Origin of the sequence: Ensifer sp. WSM1721 (genome assembly GCF_000513895.2) — a bacterium.
GTDB lineage: Bacteria > Pseudomonadota > Alphaproteobacteria > Rhizobiales > Rhizobiaceae > Sinorhizobium.
The window spans coordinates 104,856-127,096 of sequence record NZ_CP165782.1; the positions used below are offsets into that span (position 1 = coordinate 104,856).

19 protein-coding genes are annotated in these 22,241 nt (G+C 63.7%); 6 read left to right on the forward strand and 13 right to left on the reverse strand.

All coding sequences use genetic code 11. From position 1 onward, the window contains the following. Positions 1-40: 40 nt before the first annotated feature. The gene (locus M728_RS00485; RefSeq protein ID WP_245269671.1) at positions 41-1,237 is read right to left on the reverse strand and encodes a hypothetical protein; all 1,197 of its coding nucleotides are present in this window, start codon (positions 1,235-1,237) and stop codon (positions 41-43) included. A gap of 462 nt (positions 1,238-1,699) precedes the next feature. On the opposite strand from M728_RS00485, the gene M728_RS00490 reads away from it, so the two are divergent. Then, entirely contained in the window at positions 1,700-3,415 is a 1,716-nt protein-coding gene (locus M728_RS00490) for a hypothetical protein (protein ID WP_034883203.1), read from the forward strand. A 97-nt stretch (positions 3,416-3,512) separates the two neighbouring features. Next, positions 3,513-4,112, forward strand: a complete 600-nt coding sequence (locus tag M728_RS00495; protein ID WP_034883205.1) for a helix-turn-helix transcriptional regulator — start codon at positions 3,513-3,515, stop codon at positions 4,110-4,112. A 45-nt stretch (positions 4,113-4,157) separates the two neighbouring features. On the opposite strand, the gene M728_RS00500 is transcribed toward M728_RS00495, so the two are convergent. The 7 genes from M728_RS00500 to M728_RS00530 form a co-directional block, all read right to left on the reverse strand. After that, complete coding sequence (locus tag M728_RS00500) at positions 4,158-4,835, reverse strand: isoprenylcysteine carboxylmethyltransferase family protein (protein ID WP_026619641.1); 678 nt, start codon at positions 4,833-4,835, stop codon at positions 4,158-4,160. Positions 4,836-5,365: 530 nt separating this feature from the next. Continuing rightward, positions 5,366-5,797, reverse strand: a complete 432-nt coding sequence (locus M728_RS00505; protein WP_026619643.1) for a DUF1810 domain-containing protein — start codon at positions 5,795-5,797, stop codon at positions 5,366-5,368. Between the two features lie 51 nt (positions 5,798-5,848). Then, positions 5,849-6,835 (reverse strand): aldo/keto reductase, encoded by a 987-nt coding sequence (locus tag M728_RS00510; protein ID WP_026619644.1) that lies wholly within the window; start codon positions 6,833-6,835, stop codon positions 5,849-5,851. A gap of 87 nt (positions 6,836-6,922) precedes the next feature. Then, on the reverse strand, positions 6,923-7,507 hold the full coding sequence (locus M728_RS00515) for a YigZ family protein (protein ID WP_026619645.1): 585 nt from the start codon (positions 7,505-7,507) through the stop codon (positions 6,923-6,925). A gap of 303 nt (positions 7,508-7,810) precedes the next feature. Further along, complete coding sequence (putA, locus tag M728_RS00520) at positions 7,811-11,512, reverse strand: trifunctional transcriptional regulator/proline dehydrogenase/L-glutamate gamma-semialdehyde dehydrogenase (protein WP_156943365.1); 3,702 nt, start codon at positions 11,510-11,512, stop codon at positions 7,811-7,813. A 186-nt stretch (positions 11,513-11,698) separates the two neighbouring features. After that, a complete protein-coding gene (locus M728_RS00525) occupies positions 11,699-12,013 on the reverse strand; it encodes a YkgJ family cysteine cluster protein (protein ID WP_026619647.1) in 315 nt (104 codons plus the stop codon). A gap of 38 nt (positions 12,014-12,051) precedes the next feature. Continuing rightward, on the reverse strand, positions 12,052-12,858 hold the full coding sequence (locus tag M728_RS00530; RefSeq protein ID WP_026619648.1) for a phosphodiesterase: 807 nt from the start codon (positions 12,856-12,858) through the stop codon (positions 12,052-12,054). 281 nt (positions 12,859-13,139) lie between these two features. On the opposite strand from M728_RS00530, the gene M728_RS00535 reads away from it, so the two are divergent. Then, the gene (locus M728_RS00535; RefSeq protein ID WP_026619649.1) at positions 13,140-14,174 is read left to right on the forward strand and encodes a proline racemase family protein; all 1,035 of its coding nucleotides are present in this window, start codon (positions 13,140-13,142) and stop codon (positions 14,172-14,174) included. A 42-nt stretch (positions 14,175-14,216) separates the two neighbouring features. On the opposite strand, the gene M728_RS00540 is transcribed toward M728_RS00535, so the two are convergent. Further along, on the reverse strand, positions 14,217-14,807 hold the full coding sequence (locus M728_RS00540; RefSeq protein ID WP_026619650.1) for a hypothetical protein: 591 nt from the start codon (positions 14,805-14,807) through the stop codon (positions 14,217-14,219). Between the two features lie 198 nt (positions 14,808-15,005). Here M728_RS00540 and M728_RS00545 point away from each other — a divergent pair, with 198 nt between their 5' ends. Beyond that, the gene (locus M728_RS00545) at positions 15,006-15,623 is read left to right on the forward strand and encodes a FecR domain-containing protein (protein ID WP_026613378.1); all 618 of its coding nucleotides are present in this window, start codon (positions 15,006-15,008) and stop codon (positions 15,621-15,623) included. Positions 15,624-15,751: 128 nt separating this feature from the next. On the opposite strand, the gene M728_RS00550 is transcribed toward M728_RS00545, so the two are convergent. Then, positions 15,752-17,542: a CHASE2 domain-containing protein gene (locus M728_RS00550; RefSeq protein WP_051440842.1), complete on the reverse strand. Its 1,791-nt coding sequence runs from the start codon at positions 17,540-17,542 to the stop codon at positions 15,752-15,754. 83 nt (positions 17,543-17,625) lie between these two features. Further along, positions 17,626-18,330, reverse strand: coding sequence for a Crp/Fnr family transcriptional regulator (locus tag M728_RS00555; RefSeq protein WP_026619652.1), 705 nt, complete (start codon positions 18,328-18,330; stop codon positions 17,626-17,628). 240 nt (positions 18,331-18,570) lie between these two features. Here M728_RS00555 and M728_RS00560 point away from each other — a divergent pair, with 240 nt between their 5' ends. Then, positions 18,571-19,008, forward strand: a complete 438-nt coding sequence (locus tag M728_RS00560) for a DoxX family protein (RefSeq protein ID WP_026619653.1) — start codon at positions 18,571-18,573, stop codon at positions 19,006-19,008. A 71-nt stretch (positions 19,009-19,079) separates the two neighbouring features. On the opposite strand, the gene M728_RS00565 is transcribed toward M728_RS00560, so the two are convergent. Both M728_RS00565 and M728_RS00570 read right to left on the reverse strand, forming a co-directional pair. Further along, positions 19,080-19,508, reverse strand: a complete 429-nt coding sequence (locus tag M728_RS00565; protein WP_026619654.1) for an RbsD/FucU family protein — start codon at positions 19,506-19,508, stop codon at positions 19,080-19,082. Next, a complete protein-coding gene (locus M728_RS00570) occupies positions 19,508-20,740 on the reverse strand; it encodes an ROK family transcriptional regulator (RefSeq protein ID WP_026619655.1) in 1,233 nt (410 codons plus the stop codon). The genes M728_RS00565 and M728_RS00570 overlap by 1 nt, the downstream gene beginning before the upstream one ends. Positions 20,741-21,113: 373 nt before the next feature. Between M728_RS00570 and M728_RS00575 the strand changes: the two genes are divergently transcribed. After that, complete coding sequence (locus M728_RS00575) at positions 21,114-22,139, forward strand: sugar ABC transporter substrate-binding protein (protein WP_026619656.1); 1,026 nt, start codon at positions 21,114-21,116, stop codon at positions 22,137-22,139. The last annotated feature ends 102 nt before the right edge of the window (positions 22,140-22,241 follow it).

Consider the following 22,241-nt stretch of genomic DNA (forward strand, 5'->3'; position numbering starts at 1 on the left):
GTAACGATTTTCCGCCCGAAATTACGCGATTTTGCCTGTCTCACCGCGAGTTGAATTGTACATCTCCGCCGAAATCGAACACCGCTCGGACGCTGAAGATGTGGGCGGTCTCCTCGTCGGCGCTCCGTGCGAGTGTGTAAGCTGCGGTGAGTTTCCATGTCGCCCCTTCGGATTGTTTCTCCCCGTCGGGCTCATAGATGACTTCGAAGTCGGCCAGGTGCTCACTTGTGTCCGGCCTTCCGCTGATAAGGTTTAGCTGCCGGGTGTAAGTCGCGACGTAGGTCAGCGGCTCCGTTTCAAGCGCAGCGGAGCCCGTGAGGACCAGCGCATCGTCCGGACGGCCGTCGAAATGCCGAAGATAGGCCGCTTCGCCGAGCAGCCTGAGCGTCGCCCCGTCAAATTCCCGGCGGGCGGTCGCGGCGGCCAGATAGGCAAGCTCGTCGCCGCCCCTTGGCCGTTCGTCCTCGTCCTCGCCAGTTGCCTTCCCGGCCTTCTGATATCGTAAGCCCAGCCTGTAGCCAAAATCACCGTCCATATAGCAATCGCTCGGCTCCGCTCCGCTGCAGCCATCCAGTACAAGCGAGAGCGAGGAGAGGCCATCGGTGTTGCCGGCGCCGCCGTCCGACAGTTTCGTCCTGCCCCGGCTCGTGAACAGGGAATCGCTGAGGGTGCTGCGGTCCGTTGTAAACGCCGTTGCGGAAAGAGCCTGGTCCATCCCGAGACCGTCGAAATTGAGCACGATCTCGGAGCCAAGGCGCTCATCCGCATCGAAATCCGAGACCAGTTCCGTGGCGTTGATACCGGGCGCCACCTCACTGGCGAGGCTGAAGATAGTGTCGAACTTTCCAGCCCTGAGAGTGACCGCGTCGGTTTCGACGACGGCGTAGAGTTCGGCCAGGTAGGTACCGATGCTCTCGAAATTCGCGTTCTCGCCGGATTCGGGCTCTATGACGGGCTCGGTGATGATGGACGTGACGAAGCGCAGATAATCCGTCGGCGCGAAAAACAGATCGACGGTGAATGTCGGTTCCAAAACGTCGGACGTGAGACGGGAAGGCTCGGCGGCAAATGTCCAGTCGTTCTGCAGTTCTGCAGAAATCTCATACCTCGCGCAGGGCGCGGCGCAGCCTTCGACAAGTGCCGGTACTGTGTCCCCGGCCATTGCGGCAGGAGAGATTGCCGCGGGAGAGAGGATCAGCAACACCATGCTGATGCGGGCGAAGGCGAAAAGACGCAAGCAGACCCCCGTCAGCACGCCGCACCGACTGCTTGCCAGGGATCGGACTTCCTGTGTTGGAGGTCCTGGGAATCGGGACCGGAGTTCCTTTCGCCTCCTTCCGAAGAAATTGAACTCTGCATGGCCGCTGCTCCCCGTAACGCCGGCGGCAGACCATAGCGCAGGATGTAACCTCTACCAATGGCGCGAGTGGGTGATCCGACGGGCCGTTTCCAATCTGCACGCGCGAAACGACCCCGTGGACGCGCAACGACGAAGGCTGTTGGGCATCCACCCAACAGGGCACCGGCAAGTCGCGCATCTGACATCCGTACGATCGACCGTCCAGGTCCTTGAGCCGGCGGGCCTTTTTTCGCGTCACGCCTGCCGGATTTCCGGAAGGCGTCAGCCGCCGCATCCTCTGGTGGCGGCAAGCGGGCGGTCGGGGCGCGCTCGCGACGCGATCACCTCGGAGGACATGCCATGGCCATCTTGCCCAATTTTGGTGCGGCGACCTTCATTCCCGGAGCGCCGATCGACAATCCCTACTTACCCCTGATCCCCGGTCACGTCCTGAGCTATAAGGGCGATGAGACCGATCCGGACACTGGCGAGGTCACGACGGAGCGCAACGACCTCTTCACCACCTCTGCGACATTCGAGGTGCGCGGAATCACCACCACTGTGATCCGCGACACGGTCTACGAGGACGACGTGATCCTTGAGGACACCTTCGACTGGTATGCGCAGGACACCGAAGGCAACGTCTGGTATTTCGGCGAGATCGTCGTCAATTATGAGTACGACGACAACGGTAATTTCATTGGCATCAATCATGACGGCCAATGGTCGGCAGACGACCCAGGCAATCAGCCGGGTTGGGCGATGAAGGCGAGTCCCGAGTTCGGCCCGGCCTATTATCTCGAATATGCGCCGGGCATTGCCGAGGACGAAAGCATCATCGCCGAGACCGGGCTCCGCGTCGAAACGCCCTTCGGAGAATTCGACGACGTCATCAAGATCATCGACAGTTCGGCACTCTCCACCGGCATCGAGTTCAAGTATTACGCTCCCGGTATCGGCGAAATCACCGAACTTGCCGTGGCACCGGACGGGAGCACGGCGTCGCAGGTCGACCTCTACCGGCGCGGCGTGGTCGGTCAGGTGGATCCCGACGACACGGATGATGTAACGCCTCTTTTGGCGAAGCTTCAGGAAGGCAAGACAATAGAGGATCTCGCCGAGATACGTGACCTCGAGGCCGCAGATTTCGCGGGGGCCGGAGCGACGAAGCAGGTGACGGTGCTCGGTGGGTCCACCGACAGCGCTAACGCACTGGGCGCCTATTTCGTCGATACGGCGAGCGGAGCCATCAGCGAGGCAAGAATACTCGTGGCGGATCTCTCGGATGCGTCGAGCGGTACCTCGGTGCCCGTCGATGTGCCGGCGGGGCAGGCCTTATGCTTGTTCCTTGTGCGCGCTACGGACGAGATCGGCGTCGATCTGGAGCAGTTCACCGATGGTGGCTTGCGTCTCACCAATCTCCTCACGGGCGCGCCGGCCAGCGCGAACGACCTCTTTGCGCCGACGATCATGGACGATGCCGGCAATATCCTGCCGATCCAGCCCTTGAGCGCGCTTGGGGCCGACGACGGTACCAATCTATTGAACCCCGCCGGCAGCATGCAGGCGATCGGTCTTTCCTCGAAAGTCGCGGGAGCGGGTGGGATCGAGATCATCGGCTTCGAAGACCGGCTGAACACCAGCCCCAATTATGATGGCGATTTCAATGATGCGATTGTTGCCGTCAGCGATACGCCAATCGCGCCCGAAACGCTCAGCCAGCTCGTTCGCGAAGCCGGAGCCGCAAAGCCCGGAGAGACCGATGATGATCAGCCGGACAGCGACAGCCCAGACGGATTCCCAGTCAACCTTCCAGGCGATGACGAGGCTGAGCATCGGGATAGGGATCAGAGCGGAGACTGGTTTGCCGGCGATACTTTCCATTTCGCCGACGCCGCATTCCATCCCGAGCGGTTCGGCGATTCCAGCCGTAGCGATTTGACCGCGGATTGGGCGGCGCCCTGCGCATGCGCCAACGATGATCACCTCGCCGATATCGATTTTCTCCCAGGGGGAAGCGTCGAGGTTGGCATGGGCTCCGCCTCGCCGGGCGGCGATGGCTTCTTCCTGGCCTGAGCCGCCCGCTCAGCGCCCGTCTGTTGCGAAGCCCGACAGGCGGGCGCAAAATGGTTGGACTGTTGCAGCGCAGTGCGACGAGTTCGGGAGGCGAGCCATGGATTGGACCAGGGGGCGTGGCCGGCAGATCCTGATCGCCGGCGCAGTGGGAACCTTCGCACTGTTGCTCGGTCTTGAAGTGGTGAAAGAGGAAGAAGAGTGGACCGTCGCGGAATTGCTGACGGAGGCAGTGACGATCGCACTTCTCGTTGGCTGTTCGGCCTGCGTCGCGCTCTTATCCTCGCGCCTTCGTGAGCAGGAGGCCGGTAATCTCGATCTGCGCGACAAGATCGCACGCATCAGGGAAAGCAACGCCCAGTGGCGCGCCGACCTGGCGGACCATTTTCAGGAGCTCGGCGCAGCAATCCAGCGCCAATTCGCGGCCTGGGGCTGCACGCAAGCGGAGCAGGAGGTCGGATTGCTGCTGCTCAAGGGCTTCAGCCACAAGGAGATCGCGCGAATCCGGGGAGCAAGCGAAGCGACAATTCGCCAGCAGGCAGCCTCGGTTTACCACAAGGCCGAGCTTTCCGGCCGCGCTGCGCTCTCTGCCTATTTCCTTGAGGAGCTGCTGCTGCCGCCGACACCTCAGCCGCCCGCGCGCGGCGACGGGTTGGCTCGTCCGGAACCCCCGGAACCCGGCCGCTTCACGTCCGATTGATCTCGATCCGCAGCCTCTTCCGGCCGCGTAAAAGTCGGTGTGCAACTACCATACGAAGGGAACGAGCCGGTAGCGGACCCGTTCCGCATAGGTGTCATAACCGGCGAGGCCGGTGCGCAGCGCCTTCTCCTCGATGCCTATGCGGATGGCGAGCAATCCCGCCAGCCCGAATGCGGCGATAAGGCCCCACCAGGAGCCGAGAAGCAGCGACGTGCCGGCAACGAAGAGAAGGCTGCCGGCATAGAAGGGGTGGCGGACGTAGCGGTAGGGTCCGGTGGTGACAACCCTTTGCGCACGCTCCATTTGCACCTTGACCACCGGCGATGCGAAGCTGTTTTCGCGCAACGTCCGATAGCTGAATCCGATAGAGAGGATGACGAGCAGCGCCCCCACGGCCTGCACCCACTCCGGCACCGACGACCACTTGAACCGCACCGCGTCGAGCGCCATCAACACATAGGCGCCGAAGAGGAACAGCAGGATCACGGAAAGAAGCACCTTGTCGGCCAAAGGCTGGCCCTTCTGGATGGGCGGCGACAGTCTTTCTTTCAGGAGCGCCGGATCGTGCCGGGCAAGCAACAGCCCGGTGACCAGCGAAAGCGCAAGCATGATGGCGAGGTAGGTCCACGCGGCCGGCCAGGCAAGGGTCCCGGCGGAGAGGAAGAGGACGGCTCCGATGAACCCGAACCAGGCGACGGTCTGCACGATCAGTCGGACGAGCATAGCAAGCTCCTTGCCTACTGCATGTGTCCTTAAATCGTACCCGATTTAAGGACAAAAACATGCAGTAATTCAAAGAGCGTCCTTTGTGCGTCTGAAAAGACGCACGGCGCTGTAGCCTCGATCTCGAGGGCACCGCGGCGAGTGGGCGCGTCGACCTCTGAGATAGTGCCCAGGCCTCGGATCGCAACTCCGGTCGAACCTCACAGTCTTGTGCTCGGGACGCGCCTTAAAACCGCACGGCCCGATTCCCATATCGATTCGGGTGCCAATCGTCTCCGCAGGAGGAGGGCTCGCGATGTATCGTTACATGATGAAGGAGTTGATGGTCATCATCGCCGGGCTGACGGTCTGCGCGGTGCTGTTCCTGGCCGTCCTCTCTCAAGCACCGGCCGCATCTCTCTAGATCACGATGATTTTAGGTCGGATCGACCTAAAATCATAAACGTGATCGACTCTGATAAGTTAGCGCGGGATACGGGCGGAAAACCGCGCACACTTTTCCTCATCCCGCGCTAAAAGACGGCCGAAGGTCAAACCCTGCCGAGAATTTCGATGGTTCGCGGATCGCGAACCCCGTCGAAATAGAGGTCGAGCGCTCTGGCAAAAGCGCCGACGGTCGGCGCGGCAGCCTCGAACAGCGTCATGGACGAGCGGAATTTGAGATCGTCCGGCCGGCCGAAAATCTCGAGCGCGCTTCTTCCGCTGACTGCATTGACCGCCTCCGTGCATTCGAGGATCCGGCGGCCGAGAAGCGGATGGCCGAGATAGGCGCGCGCCTCGTCGAGGCCGGATAGCGCGTAATATTGCGCCGTCGGCGAATGGCCGAGACCCGCAATCTGCGGAAAGATGAACCACATCCAATGCGTCCGCTTGGCGCCGGCGCGCAGTTCGGCGAGCGCGGTCGCATAGGTGCTTTCCTGCGCCTGGACGAAGCGCTCGAGATCGAAGGCCTCGCTCGTCATCGGTTTTCCCCGACCGCCTGGCGGAAACCCCTTCGGCTTCCCGCTCACATGTCACCAGCGCTGATGAACATGAACCTTGATGAGGCGCTCGTAAAGCGCGGCGATCGCGCCCATGGTGGCGTCGTCGATCGGCGCCAGCGCGCTGGCGGCGGCGTTGGATTGCGCCTGGGCGGCATTGCGGGCGCCGGGGATGACGACGGAAACGGCGCCCTGCTCGAGGATCCACCGGAGCGCGAATTGCGCCATCGGCACATCAGCGGGCACGAGCGCGCGCAACTGTTCGACCGCCTCGAGCGCCACGTCGAACGGCACGCCGGCGAAGGTCTCGCCGACGTCGAAGGCTTCGCCATGGCGGTTGAAGTTGCGGTGGTCGTCTGCAGCAAAGACGGTGTCCTTGCTGATCCTGCCCGTAAGTAGGCCGGAGGCGAGCGGCACGCGCACGATGACGCCGACATTCTTCTTTTTCGCTTCGGCGAAGAAGAGGTCGTGCGGCCGCTGGCGGAAGATGTTGTAGATGATCTGGACCGTGGCCACACCAGGATATTCGATCGTTTTCAGGGCTTCTTCGACCTTCTCGACGGAGACGCCGTAGTGGCGGATCTTGCCCTTGGTCACCAGGCGGTCGAGCGCCCCGAAGACCTCGGGCCGGTAGTAGACCTCCGTCGGTGGGCAGTGGAGTTGCACGAGATCGAGCGTTTCGACGCCGAGGTTTGCGAGGCTGCGGTCGATGAAGGCCTCGATATTGGCGGCCGTGTAGCCGTCCGCCACGTGCGGATTGAGCCGGCGCCCGGCCTTGGTGGCGACGAATGGTTTGTCTCCGCCACGTTCCTTCAGCACCGCGGCGATGATTTTTTCGGACCGTCCGTCGCCGTAGACATCCGCCGTGTCGATGAAGGTGACGCCGCTGTCGAGTGCGGCGTGGAGCGCGCGCCTGCCGTCTTCCTCGCTGACATCGCCCCAGGACCCGCCGATCTGCCAGGCGCCGAAGCCGATCTCCGAAATCGTTGCGCCCGTCCGGCCCAAAACCCTCGTCTTCATCTCAAATCTCCTTCGCACGCCGTGCCGGTGTCGCTTGTCGTCTCGAGCATTTGTATGACGATTGTCACGCTTATGAAAAGCGGGGGCTCAGTTCTCCATCGATACGATCGCCTTTCCGCGACTGAGATCCGCGACGAGGACAAGCGTCTCATCTGCCACGTCCTTTCGCAGGTCGATCGTCAGCACCGCACCGATATCGGTGAAGCTCTCGCCAGCAATCATGACGCCGCGAGCCGTGAGCCGCGCCTTGATCAGCGCGAGATCAGCGAAGTCGCAGGCAATTGTCGCGCGCAGCATCTCGACGAGTTCGACCTTCTCCGCCGCCTTGAGGCAGAGTGCGGCGGTGCCGCCATAGGCGCGGACCAGCCCGCCGCTGCCAAGCAGGATGCCGCCGAACCAGCGAGAGACGACGACCGCGATGCGGTCGAGGGACTGGCCGTCGATCGCCGCGAGGATAGGCTTCCCCGCCGTACCGCTCGGCTCGCCGTCGTCGCTAAAGCGGTAGTTCTGGCCGATGCACCAGGCCCAACAATTGTGATTGGCGGAAGGATCGGAATGCGCGGCAAAGAATGCCTTTGCCGACCGCTCGTCCTCGATCGGAGCGGCGACTGCCGTAAACCGGCTTTTCTTGACTTCCTGTGTCGCGGTTTCGATGCTTTTGAGGGTGAACATCCGCTTCTTCCGTTTGGAGCGGTCATAGCGGAATGGGGAAGGGTGCGCCAGCGGTGTGCGGGCTTTCCGAGGCCGCCCCTCATCCCGCTGCCGCGACCTTCTCCCCGCGGGGCGGGGGAGAAGGGACAAGCCGCGACCGCTCGGTCCCCTCTCCCCGCCTGCGGAGAAAGGCTACAGCGCCGTGCGTCTTTTCAGACGCACAAAGGACGGTGTAGCACTTTGAATTGCTGCATGTTTTTGTCCTTAAATCGGGTACGATTTAAGGAAACATGCAGTAGGGGAAGGGCAAGCCTGACCGTGATTTCAGCCTATCGCCATCAGGCTGGCATTGCCGCCGGCCGCCGCCGTGTTGATGGAGGTGGAGACCTCTTCCACGAGCCAGTTGAGGCAATAGGCGTTCGGATTGCGGGCGATCTCCTCGCCCGATGCGGCCTGGACGAGCATTAGCGGACCGGGGAGCGCGGCGATTGTCTTGTTGACCTCGCGGATGCGTTCGTCATCTCCCTCCACCAGGGCGCCGGAAAAGGGGCCGTCGGCCGCCCAGTCCTTCGACCAGGAGACGCGGAGCGCAATGCTCTGCGGCAGGCCCTTCAGCGAAGCCTGGAGGCCGGAGGCCGCGTCTACAACGACGCTGTTGCCGGTCGCGAGCGCTGCCGCGAGCTGGTGATAGAGCCCGCTTTCGGTCGCCGGCACGAGGAGGATGCGGCCGCGCGGATGAAGCGCATAGAGGTTGCGCTCGCCGACGGGGCCGGGAAGCTCCAAATCGAGACCGAGCGCCGAGTTGCTGCCGGCGTTGCGGGCGGCTTCCGCTTCCGCCCGCGCGCCTTTGCCGTCGAGCCACTTTGCGAAGTCGAGGAGCGTGGGATCGGTATGCACTGAGCTGTGCTGCGGCGGCACGGGTGCGGTCATCACCAGGCGGCCGAGATAGAGCGGGCCGCCCGCCTTGGGGCCCGTGCCGGAAAGACCGCGGCCGCCGAAAGGCTGCACGCCGACGACCGCACCGATGATGTTGCGGTTGACGTAAAGATTGCCGGCTTTGATGCGGCTCGTCACATGCGCAATCGTCTCGTCGAGGCGCGTGTGCAGGCCGAAGGTGAGCCCGTAACCCGTAGCATTGATGTCGTCGATCAGCCGGTCGAGATCGTCGCGGCGGTAGCGGATGACATGGAGCACTGGCCCGAAGACCTCGCGCTTCAGATCCGAAAGCTTTTCCAGTTCGATGATCGTCGGCGGCACGAAGGTGCCCTGGCCGGTCTCGGCGGCAAGGCCGAGCTGTTCGACCTTGCGGCCGAGCCCGCGCATCCGCTCGATGTGCTTTTCGATGATCTCCTTGGCCTCGACGGTAATGACCGGGCCGACATCCACCGACAGGCGATCGGTGCGGCCGATGTTCAGTTCGCGGAGCGCCCCCTTGAGCATGGTCAGGATGCGGTCGGCGACATCCTCCTGCAGGCAGAGCACGCGCAGCGCCGAGCAGCGCTGGCCGGCGCTATCGAAGGCCGAAGTTATCACGTCGCCGACGACCTGCTCGGCGAGCGCCGAGGAATCGACGATCATGGCGTTCTGGCCGCCGGTTTCGGCGATGAGCGGGACCGGCCGCCCGCGGGGCGACAGCCGATCGGCGAGCTGCGCCTGGATGAGCCGCGCGACCTCGGTCGAGCCGGTGAACATCACGCCCGCGGTCTCGGGCGCGGCGACCAGCGCCGCCCCGACGCGGCCGTCACCCGGCAGAAGCTGCAGCACGCTTGCCGGAACGCCGGCCTCGTGCAGGATACGTACAGCCTCGGCTGCGATCAGCGGCGTTTCTTCCGCCGGTTTGGCAAGCACCGGATTGCCGGCGACGAGCGCCGCGGCGACCTGACCGGTGAAGATCGCCAGCGGGAAGTTCCACGGGCTGATGCAGACGACGGGACCGAGCGCCCTATGGGCAGGCCCCAGCGTGCGGCGCGTCTGTTCGGCATAGTAGCGCAGAAAATCGACCGCTTCGCGCACCTCGGCAATGGCGTTCAGCACCGATTTGCCCGCCTCGCGCATGATCAGCCCGAGAAGCGTCGGCATGCGCGCCTGCATCAGATCGGCAGCCCTTTCGAGTGAGGCCGCCCGCTCGGCCGGGGAAACGGCGGCCCAGCTCGCCGCCGCTTCTGCGGCAAGACGCACGGCGCGCCTCGCATCGTCGTCCGAAGTTTCGGTCACAGAGCCAACGACGTCGCGGCGGTCGCCCGGGTTCATGACCGGTCGCGTTTCGCCGCTGGCGACGCCCGTTGCGAGTTGCGGCGCAGCCGTCCAGCCGATCGTGGCGCTTGCCTTCATCGCCTCCGTTAGGGAACCAAGCGTCTCTTCGTTGGAGAGGTCGAGGCCGGCCGAATTCCTGCGTGTCTGGCGGAAGAGATCGGCCGGCAGCGCAATCTTGTCGTGCTTGGCGCCGACGACCGGCATGGAGCGCACGAGTTCCACCGGATCGGCGATCAGTTCGTCGACGGAGACTTTCGGATCGTTGATGCGATGGACGAAGGAGGAGTTGGCGCCGTTCTCGAGCAGGCGGCGCACGAGATAGGCAAGCAGCGTCTCATGCGTGCCGACCGGCGCATAGATGCGGCAGGGGCGATCGAGCTTGCCGCCGCCGACAACCTCTTCGTAAAGCGGCTCGCCCATGCCGTGCAGGCATTGGAACTCGTATTTTCCGACCTGAAAATCCTTGCCGGCCATGTGGTAAATGGTGGCGAGCGTCTGGGCGTTGTGGGTCGCGAACTGCGGGAAGATCACGTCGGTCGCGGAAAGCAGCTTGCGGGCGCAGGCGACATAGGAAACGTCGGTGTAGACCTTGCGGGTGAAGACCGGAAAATCCTCGAGACCATCAAGCTGTGCGCGCTTGATCTCGGCATCCCAATAGGCGCCCTTGACGAGGCGTAGCATGATGCGCCGGCCCGAGCGCCGCGCGAGGTCGATGATGAAATCGAGCACGAAGGGGCAGCGTTTGCCATAGGCCTGCACGACGAAGCCCATGCCGTTCCAGCCGGCGAGGTCGGCGTCGAGGCAGAGGTCCTCAAGGAGATCGAGCGACAGTTCGAGCCGGTCGGCTTCCTCGGCGTCGATATTGAGGCCGATATCATATTTCTTCGCAAGCAGCGCGAGCGCCTTCACCTTCGGCAGCAATTCACCCATGACGCGCGCTGCCTGCGGCCGCGAATAACGTGGATGCAGCGCCGAGAGCTTGATGGAAATGCCGGGACCTTCATAGATGCCGCGGCCGGCGGAAGCCTTGCCGATGGCGCGGATGGCGGTCTCGTAGTCCTTGTAGTAGCGCTCCGCATCGGCGGCCGTCGTCGCCGCTTCGCCGAGCATGTCGTAGGAATATCGGAAGCCCTTCTGTTCGAGCTCTCGTGAGCGGTGCAGAGCCTCATCGATCGTCTCGCCGGTGACGAACTGCTCGCCCATCATCCGCATCGCCATGTCGACGCCGCGGCGGATCACCGGCTCGCCGCAGCGGGCAATGAGCCGCGTCAGCGCGGCCGCGAGGCTGCGGTCGTTGACCGTGGACGTCAGTTTGCCGGTGACGACAAGCCCCCAGGTCGCGGCGTTGACGAAGAGCGACCGGCTGCCGCCGAGATGCGACTTCCAATCGCCGTCGGCGATCTTGTCGCGGATCAGGGCGTCGCGCGTCGCGGTATCGGGAATGCGCAAGAGCGCCTCCGCAAGACACATCAGGGCAACGCCTTCCTGGCTCGAAAGCGAATATTCCTGCACGAGCCCCTCGACGCCGGAACTTGACTGCTTGCCGCGCAGCGCCTCGATGAGCCTGCGCGCGGTCTTCGCTGCAGCATCCCGGGTCTCCTTCGGCAGGGTCGCCGCCTCGATGAGCGGCGGCAGGCATTCCGTTTCCGGGCGGCGATAGGCGGCGGTGATTGCCCGGCGCAGCGTGCTTTGCGGCCGGATCGGTGGCGCGAAGTCGGCGAACGGCGCGGGCGCAGCGTCGGTCACGGGTTTCTGAAGCGGGCTCTGGCTCATTGAACGCTGTCCTCCACGGAACGGTAGCGGGCGCCACTCACGCCCTGATGTCGTGGCAGAAAATACGCTTGCTGCCGCCGAACATCCATCCGGCAAATTTCCGCTCCTTTAGGATGTTTCCCTACAATTTAGGTCGAAAACAAGCAACCATACGGAAGACGGCAAAACGCACCGAATGATCCGAAGTCAGGCGGCCGCTCCGAAAAGCCGCTCTCGCGCCATCAGGCACTCGTCGTCTCCCGGCATGCAGGTGCGGCAGACGATGGGGCGCACGGCGTAAACTTTGCAAATCACCGAACGGCCGAGTGTGCCCTCGAGCGCGGTGCAGCGGTCGTTTTCGCAGCGCATGCCGCCGAGATCGGCGGCCACATAGTCCGCCGGTATGCGATCGAGTTCTTCCTCCGTTTCAAGCGAGAAACGCGGCCATTCCGCCGAATAGGCGCAGCAGGCGCCGCAAGTCTGGCAGTCGAAATCCTGATTGACGAGAACGGCATCGGTCATAAAGTGAGCCTAGCACGAAGGCCGCTGCGCTGGAACGCTCACGCGACCGCCGCATCGCGCCTGGCGATTTCGTAGTCTTCCGTGTGCACGAGCACGCCGTCCTCGGTCACCAGCGCGATGCCGTAGGCTGCCGGTTCGTCGACGGAAAGGGAGGCGTCCGGTATGTCGAAGGGCATCGGCTGCTGGTGTACCGGGCTCTTGAAGATCGAGAAGGGAATGCCGTGGCTGGAGCCGCTGATGGTGCGGTGAACATGCCCGGCGAAAATATGGCGAACATTGCCGTGCCGCTTCACGAGCGCGTAGAAGTCGTCCCCGTTGATGAGGCGGATCATGTCGATGCCGGCAAAGCCGCTAGCGTGCGGCGGATGATGCATGAAGATCAGCGCCGGTCGGTCGCCGGCCTCGTCGAGCTGCCGGTCGAGCCAAGCGAGGCGCCTTTCGCAAAGACGGCCGGCATGGCTCATCGGATAGTCGTAGGGCGGCGCAAAAAGCGTGTCGAGCAGGATCGCGCGGCAATCGGCGAAATCGATCGCCTGCTGGACAAAGCCGTTGTCGTCCGTCGCCGCCTCGGCGAAGACATCCAGAAAAACCTCGCGGCGGTCGTGGTTGCCGATCATGAGCGCCGCCGGCGGGACCAGCTCGCCGAGAAGCGGTTTCAACCGCTCGTAGGACGGACGGTCCGCCCCATGCGCGAGGTCGCCGGCGAAAATCACCCGGTCCGCGTCCGCATGATAACGGTTGACATGGGCGATGCCGTTGGCGAGTCGCCGATAAGGGTCGAGCCCGATGATCGCCGCACCTTCGGGAACCATGTGCAGGTCGGTGAAAATGATGAACTTCGTCATGTTCGTCCGCGGTAGTGCCTCGCTATCACGCTCCTGCGCCTGCCGGCGCGCGTCAAGCGGCAAGTTTGGGCACGTGCCGACCGAGCGTTTGCGCGGGATGAGGAAAACTGTGCGCGCTTTCCGCCCGCATCCCGCCCGAACTTATGAGAGGCGATCACGATGATTTAGGTCGGTCCAGTCTAAATCATCGTGATCTAGCGGTTCCCTTGCGGCGGGATCGGGATCGCGATATGGATCGCCGCGAACGCTGATATATCAGGTGCCATAGCCGGAGACATGTGATGAGATGGAAGCGCACGATCCAGTTGCTAGATGTTCATTGCGAGGGCGAGATCGGCAAGGTGGCGATCGGCGGCGTGCCGAAGATCCCGGGCAATTCCATTGCCGAGCAGTTGAACCACATCAATACAGTGGATGACAGCCTGCGTCGCTTCCTGTGCCTGGAGCCGCGCTCGGGCTCGATCGGCTCCGTCAATCTGCTGGTGCCGCCGAAACGGCCGGAGGCGGATGTGGGCTTCATCATCCTGCAGGCCGACCAGGCGCATGCGATGTCCGGGTCCAATTCGATCTGCGTGACGACGGCGCTGCTGGAATCCGGCATTGTCGAAATGAAGGAGCCGGAAACCGTGGTGATGCTCGACACGGCGGCGGGCCTCGTGAAGGCAACGGCCACATGCCGCGACGGGCGCTGCGAACGCGTGAAGCTTACCATGGTCCCGTCCTTCGTGCAGGAATTGGATGTGGAGGTGGACACGCCCGATTGGGGCCGCATCAAACTCGATCTCTGCTTCGGCGGCATCTTTTATGCGCTTGTCGACGTCCGCCAGGTCGGCACGATGATTGAGAAGGCGAATGCGCGCCGGATCGTCGAGATGGGGATGGTGCTGAAGGACATCGTCAACCGCACGATCCCGGTGGTGCACCCGGAAATCCCGGAGATCAGGGGCGTGGCCTACGTCATGTTCCGCGACACGGAGGCGGACGGAACCGTTCGGACCTGCACGACCATGTGGCCGGGCCGCGTCGATCGCTCGCCCTGCGGTACCGGCAGTTCGGCCAATCTCGCGACGTTGCATGCGCGCGGCAAGGTCAAGCCGGGAGACGTCTTGAAATCCCGGTCCATCATCGGCTCGGAATTCGAGGTCGGACTCGAAGGCGTGACGACGGTCGCGGGCCGGCAGGCGATCATCCCCACCATTTCGGGTCGCGGCTGGACCTTCGGTCTGCACCAGGTGGCCCTTGATCCGTTCGATCCGCTCGCCGATGGCTTCGCACTGACCGATACCTGGGGGCCGCAGGCGGGCGAGATCCGTTGATGCCGGATCGCCCCGGCGCCTGACCATGACGGAAAGGCGTGATCATCGCGGCAGCCGGTCCGTGTCTGCCCGCGCCAGCCGGTCCGTGTCTGCCCGCGCCAGCCATTGGGAGGCAACTTCGTCGTCGACATTCGTCGCCAGGCCGTCGCGAGGAGTCGCGGCGAGATAGCGGGCGGCGAGGATATTTCCTTGAGCCGCCGCCCGCTGGTAGAGGCTGACGGCCGCTTCCGTTTCTCCACGCTCGGCAAGTACCTCGCCGTAGCCCACCATCGCGAGCGCATGGCCGTTCTTGGCGGCTTCGGCGAGAACGCGTTGCGACTGCAGCTTCTGCCCGGCCCTGTCGAGAACGCGTGCGAGCTGGAATTGGGTCCGGGCGCCGCCATTCTGGTTATAAGCCTCGCGGCACGCCGAAAGCGCGATGCCGATGCGGATGTCCTGTGTGGCAACGGCGGGGAACGCCCTGTTTCGCGTAAGGTCGAACTCGCTGCCGGCTTCCCGGTCACACTGTTCGGCCGCCGTGAGATCGGCGGCGCGCGCCGAAGGAAATGCGGTCGTAGCGAAGGCGGCAAGCGCGACGACCGCAAGCGGAACGCCCTTGGCGATCCTAATGTCCAAACCGGTCCGGTTCTTCATGATGATCTCCTAATGTTGTCCAATTCTAAAACCCCCGTGATGCGGCGCATGTTCCTCGGGAAACAGCGGCGATGAGGGCGAAGCGGCGAGGTTGGGGCGAGGCGATTGCATCTTGCATCACCAATGCGTGCGTTTATCCTCGGATGGCGCCGGAAGCGCGAACAGGAGGCGCTGCCATCAAGCAGCGGGCACAGGTCGATGCGGCAACCAGATGTGAAAAGAAGGCTCTTCCTTTGCGGCCTGATGCTTGCTGCCATGGGTGGCGGAACGGCTGTGACTGCGGCCAGCCCGGTCGTAGGCAAGGCGCGGAATATCCGTGGCAATGTTCGCCGCCGGCAGGGGGGCGACGAGGGGCGCCTCGCCGCCGGCGACGCGGTTCTCGACAACGACTATGTCTCCACGAGCACCAACAGCTTTGCCGATCTCGCGCTCAGCGAGACGCGCATCCTGCTCGGTCCACAGACGGAACTCCTCATCGATAGCTTCCTCGCCGCTGAGGGCGGCACGCTCGAACTCGGACTGGGCCGCATGGTGTTCGACCGGCCCGACAATTTGCCGAAGATGGATGTGGCGGTGCGAACGGCCTTCGGCATGATCGGGGTTCGCGGGACGAAATTCTTCTGTGGTCCGAGCCGGGCGGCCTTTGCCGTCTTCGTGGAGCGTGGCTCCGTCTCCGTCCGAGGCGGCGGCGTGACGCGGACGGTCTCGGCCGGCCAGGGCGTCGATTTCACGAGCCCGGGTGCTCCACCGAGCGAGCCGACGAACTGGGGCCAGGCGCGAATCCGGCAAGCCTATGCGAGCGTTGGGCTGAGGTGAGGTAGTTTCAAGGTCGAGATCCGCCCCTCATCCCGCTGCCGCGACCTTCTGCCCGATCGGACCGACACGTCGCGCCGCCCCGGCCCTTCGGCTCGTCGCGGCAGCGGGATGACGGGCGGCCATAAGCCTCATCCGTCGCCATCCACCACGGTGAAAAGCTCCAGCGACCCAAAGCCGCGAATGTCGTGTGGCCCGAGCGTACGCAGCGCTGCGCGCGACTGGGTGGCGGCGGCCGGGCCGATGCAGATGGCCGTGCCAAGGAACTTGTTCGCTTCCTGCAGGCGCGCGGCGAGGTTTACGGCATCGCCATGGGCCGTATAGTCGAGTTTCCCGCCGGCCCCGACCTCTCCAAGTACAGCCGGACCGGTTTCGATGCCGATCCGGGTTCTGCCGAAGCCATGTTCGGCAAATTGCGGGCGCTTGCGCATTTCCTCTGTCAGATTGCGGATCGCCACGGCGCATTTGATCGCTTTGTCGACATGGTCGGCGAGATCTTCGGGCGCGTTGAAGAGGGCATGGACGGCGTCGCCAACGACCTTGTCGACCATGCCGCCATGTCGGGAGACGAGGGCGTTCACCTCGGCGAAATAGATGTCGAGCAAGGACACGAGCTCGCGCGGCCCGAGCTTCTGCGACAGCGTAGAAAAGCCTTCGATATCGGTGAAGAGCGCCGTCACGGGGCGTTCCTCGCCGGCCATGCGGCCGCGATACGGTTCGTCGATGTAGCGCGCCACCACGGACTGCGGCAGATACTGCGCGAATTTCCGCCGGGCAATCGCTTCGGCGCGACGCACCCGGGCGAGTTGGAGCGCGCTCGTCACTACGAGGACAGCCACCAGGGCAACCGAGATGCTAACCGCGTCGACGAGCCAGCCGGTGGCGGCGTAGATCGCGCCGGCAACGGCGACGACCGCAAGCACGGCCGCCGAGCCGAGAGCGAGCGTCGTCAGGGGACGCAGTTTCGTTGCGCCATAGGCGGCGACCGTCCCCGCGGCGAAGCTGAAAAGCGCTTCGAGCAGAGGCAGATCGCCGTGCCGATAGGGCACGAAACCCGTCGTGATTGCATTGGCGATGTCGGCATGGATCTGCACCGAGGCTTCGAGCGGCATGGAGGCGGTCGGGCGTAGGCCGCCGAGGCTCGGCATGCTGCTGCCGAGAAAGACGAGCTTGCCCGCGAGCCGGCTTCCGTTGGCCTTATCAGCCAGGACGTCGGCTGCCGAAAGCGTTCGTTCGGCGATTGCCTCTTCCGAGCTTGCGACGAACCGCAAGTTGCCGCTTTCGTCGAGCGGGATGATAGCGTGGTCGAGCCTCAGCCAAGCGGGTTCGCCGCCGAGTACCGGCGTGCTGCTTGCCGCGGCAAGCCGGCCCGCTTCGATACCGAGCGCCGGATAGGCATCATTGCCGAGGATGGCGAAAGCCTGCACGCGCCGGACGCGTGCATCGTCGTCGCCGACGAGGAAGGCGGCGGCCGCGGCTTTCGATTGCTCCATGAAGGCGGGGCAGGAGGTTTCCGCGCCTTGGATGAACCATTGCGCGGGCACCGCAAGCCTGCGCCGCAAGGCGAGCGGAGGAACGGGGCGCGGGTGCTCCAGGGCGCGATCGGCAGCCAGGAAGCCCAGGACGACGGGCGCTTCGGCGAGTGCTGTGGCGAGCCCGCTGTTTGCCGGCAAGGCCGGATCGCAGTCAGCGCTGAAGACGAAATCGACCGCGATTGCCTTTGCCCCGGCCGCGGCGAGCCGCACTATCAGCTCGGCAGTCGCGCCCCTGTCCCAGATGCCGGATTTCGCTTCATAGGCCCGGCGGTCGACGTCGACGACGACGATCTCCGGCGACCGTGGCGAGGGGACCCATTGCGTCAGATTGTCGAAGAAGAGCTCGCGCTGCGTGCGGAACACCGGTTCGGCATAAAGATACAGCATGAGCGCCGCCGCCAGGCTCGCGACGATCCCGCCGGCAAGCGGGGTGATGCGATAATGCGGCCACTGCCTGAGGCTCAATCGGCCTAATCCTCCTCGGGATCCGCTATGCTCAGCAGACGGCCCACATTACACGAGATGATCCCGTCCGTCCGCTTGATGGCGCAGTTTTCCTCCAGCCAGAGGATGGCGCGGTTCACCTTGGGCCGACTGGCGCCGAGAATGGAGGCGATATCGGTCTGGCTGAGCGTCAGGCGGAGATTGGCGCTGGCCGGCAGCTCGCTGCCGTGGATTTGCCGCAGCGTCGCCAGGAAGAAGCGTGCCACACGGGCATTGAGGTCGTAAAGCGCGATGGTCTCCAGCCGATCCGTCGTGTCGCGCAATTGCGCGCAGAGGAACCGAATCACCGCTTCGGCGATCTTCGGCTTCTGCGTGATGAGAGCGAGGAAATCCTTCTTGCCGATCACGTAGCCCTCGGCGGCCGTGACCGCGGTCGCGTCCGCCGAGCGAGGCTGGTCATCCAGCACCGCCATTTCGCCGAACAGCGCGCCCGCCTCATGCTGGCGCAGCAGCAGCTCGCGGCCTTGCGGCGTGAACAGCGACAGCTTTATGCGGCCGGAAACGAGGACGATCATGTAGTTGCCCTCGTCGCCGCGCTGAAAGATCACCGTTCCGGCGGGCCACTTCCGATAGGTGGCGATCTCGGCGAGCTCGCAAAGCGTTTCCCGATCGAAGTCTTCGAAAATAGGGAAGGACCGCCAAAAGGCGGGACTCCGGTTCACTTCGGCCATGCGATTACCCCTGCGTTCCCCTTACAGCGCCGGGATTTTTCACTCTGTCGCCGCGTCTTGCAACAGAAAAGCGCTTGATGGACGGACGTGATCGCGTGCGAAGCGCTTTATGGGCGCGTCGGTTGACGACGAATCACTTCCGTCTCTAATTTGTGAACGATCTGTCGCCGGGCCGGCGGCTAGAGGATTCTCGAAATCTTGATATCTCTGCTGCCAACGTTTCCAACAGGAGCCTCGATCATGTCCCAGAATGTCATCGTCCTCATCGGACGCATTCTTCTCTCTATCATCTTCATCACCTCCGGTTTCGGCAAGCTGACCGATCCGGCGGCAACGGCGGGAATGATCACCAATGCCGGCTGGCCGGCGGCAACGGCGCTCGCTTATCTCGCCGGTATCTTCGAACTCGCCGCGGGCCTCGCGGTTCTCGTCGGTTTCCAGACGCGCATCGCGTCCTACCTGCTTGCTGCCTTCTGCTTGGTGACGGGTTTCGTCTTCCACAGCGGCGCGATCAACATCCCGGACTTCCCGCCGGCCGCCAATGGCTTGCTGACGGTCTTCAACCAAATCATGATGATGAAGAACGTCACCATCGCCGGCGCCTTCCTCGTGCTCGCCGGCTTCGGCCCGGGTGCGCTCTCGCTCGATGCCCGCGTCGGCAGGGCCGTCACCGCCTAAGCACTGAAATCCTTGATCAAAAAAAGAACCCGCCGGCCGCTCCGGCGGGTTCTTTGCGTCTTCGCTCCAGGTCAGGGATAGATTACGCCCTTGCGCAGGATGACGTTGCCATAGAGCCGCGGCTCGCTGGTCTGAACCACCGTGTGGGCGGCCCTGACGCGCGGGTAGAAGTCCGCGCCGAGCAATGGAACGACCGGCTGCTTCGGCTCGTGCTTCCGGCAGCAGGCGATGATGTCGCGATGCACCGGATCGAGCGCATCCTTGTCCTGCTTGACCGTGGCGCGGAAGATCGCTTCGGGCACGAAATCGTCGATCGGCAGCACGCTGAGAATAGCGTCGAGCACGGGGATCAGGTGGTGACCGTCGAGTCGTACCAATCGGCGTGCATGTTCCTGTCCGGGGTAGTTTCCGTCGACCAGCGCGATCTCGTCGCCGTGCCCCATTGCTCTGAGCGCGGAAAGCAGTTCCGGGCTCAGGATGGGATCTATTCCTTTTAGCATTAACTAAGCTCCTTAAAGAGAACATTCGTGTCGAGCAGGTAGCGGGAAAACAGCGGCAAGCTTGCGCCGCCGATCGCCCTGGCGTGGCTTCCGACGGCACCTTCGACGAGGTCCGGAACGGTGACGCCCTGGAGATCCAGCGTCCGCAGCGCCTTGCGGGTGGCCGCGAGAAGACGGGAGCGTACCCAGGACGGGAAGCCGCCGTCGATCACTGCGGCGGAGAAGTCGACGATGGAGACGGCCGAGACAACGGCCTGGGCGAGCGCCGCGGCCGAATCCTGGATCCAGATCTCCAAGGGCTCGCCGAAGTCGATCCAGTCGTCCGCTGAATACCAGAGCGGCTTCGGATCCATGCCGCGTTCGCGCAAGAGCTTTTCGAGCACGAAGACCGAGGCGATCTTCAGCAATTGCGTCGACCTGCCATCCTTGCCCGCAACCGGCAATGGACCGATAGCACCGGCCGTACCGGTCCGGCCGGAGAAGAGGGCGGAGTTGATGACCACGCCGCCGCCGATGAAGGAGCCGATATAGAAATAGACGAAATCCGGATAGCTGGCGCCGACACCGAAGGCGAGTTCCGCACCGCAGGCGCTCGTGCCGTCATTTTGCAGAAAGACGGGACGCGGGACACGTGCCGCGACGGCCGCCTGCAGGTCGAAACTGCGCCACTTGTCCATCTCTTCGCGCGGCGCGCCGACTTCCTCGGCCCAGTTCCACAGTTCGAAGGGCGTGGCGATGCCGACGCCGGCGATGCGCCCGCGCTCATCCGGCGTTAGCTGTTGCTCGAGTTTCTGCATGCCCTCGACGATGAAGGTGACGATCTCGTGGGGGAGCGGATAGGTATGGATCTGGTGCAATTGCAGACGAATGCTGCCGAGAAAGTCCATGAGCACGAGATCGGCGCTGCGGCGGCCGATCTTGACTCCGAAGGAGTAGACGGCGTCCGGATTGAGGCGCATGGGGATCGAGGGCTGTCCTACGCGGCCGCGCACCGGTGCGCCGCGGATGAGCAGGCCGTCGGCTTCGAGCGCGCGCATGATGACGGAGACGGTTTGCGCCGAGAGGCCCGAGCGGCGCGCGATCTCGGCTTTTGACAGGCTGCCGTGCCGCCGCACCAGCGACATGACCAGCCGTTCGTTGTAGGCGCGCACGCGTGTCTGATTGGCCCCGCCGCTTGGGTCGATCACATCCGGTTGAGCCGGTCCCGCATAGGGACCCTCTGTCAATGACATGCCACCGTCTCCTCCCGTTGGCACCACTGCAGCAGTTCTTCAAACGACCTGAGAAGAAATCATGCAGCAATTCTAAGTGCGACAGCTCGCGCGTCCGGCCGGACCGGCGACGCCATCGATGCCCGCTTGGCGCGAGTCTGTTTTTCCACTCGCCGTGACTACGTCAATTCGCCCGCCCTTCAGCTTACAGCCGGAGCGCCGCTAGCCGCAGAATGCCACAACCAGATAATAATTCAATTTGATTTATTTATTGACACCCCGGAAATTTGATGTTTGATTGATCGTCGGAAGCGCCGGTTGCAGCGGAAGGAGAATGCTGCGATGGCGAAGCCCGAAGCCGGTCCGCCGGCATTTTCATCCTTGGGAGGGTTTTATGAAGAAAACAGTTCTTTCTGCCGCATTCGGCGCGCTCGCACTCGGTGTAGCCTTCGCCTCGCCGTCGCAGGCGGCCGATGTCTCCGCCTGCCTCATCACCAAGACCGACACCAATCCCTTCTTCGTGAAGATGAAGGAAGGTGCTGCCGCCAAGGCCCAGGAACTTGGCGTGACGCTGAAGTCATACGCAGGCAAGGTGGATGGCGACCACGACAGTCAGGTTGCAGCTATCGAATCCTGCATTGCCGACGGAGCCAAAGGCATTCTCATCGCAGCCTCGGACACCAAGGCGATCGTCGACCAGGTGAAAAAGGCGCAGGACGCCGGCGTTCTGGTGATCGCCCTCGACACGCCTCTCGATCCGGCGACCGCAGCGGACGCCACATTCGCAACCGACAACCTGCTCGCGGGCAAGCTGATCGGCCAGTGGGCCGCCGCGACAATGGGTGAGAAAGCGAAGGAAGCGAAGGTCGGCTTCCTCGACCTCACGCCGTCGCAGCCCACCGTCGACGTGCTGCGTGACCAGGGCTTCATGATCGGGTTCGGTATCGATCCCAAGGATCCGAACAAGATCGGCGACGAAGACGATCCGCGTATCGTCGGTCACGACGTGACGAACGGCAACGAGGAAGGCGGCCGCAAGGCGATGGAAAACCTTCTGCAGAAGGATCCGGACATCAACGTCATCCACACCATCAACGAGCCGGCCGCCGTCGGCGCCTATCAGGCGCTCAAGGCCGTCGGTAAGGAGAACGATGTTCTGATCGTATCCGTCGACGGCGGTTGCCCGGGCGTTAAGGCTGTCGCGGAAGGCGTCATCGGCGCGACCTCGCAGCAATATCCGCTGATGATGGCCGCGCTTGGCATCGAGGCGATCAAGAAGTTCGCCGAGACCGGCGAGAAGCCGAAGCCGACCGAAGGCAAGGACTTCTTCGACACCGGCGTATCGCTCGTCACCGACAAGCCGGTCTCCGGCGTCGAGTCGATCGACACCAAGGTCGGCACGGAGAAGTGCTGGGGCTGATCGCCCGCTTGACCGAAACGCAAACCGACAGGGAAGGGCGGCCCCGGCCGCCCTTCGTGTAAGCGCCGGGGTCTTTGACAAGGCGCGAAAGCTGCGCGAACT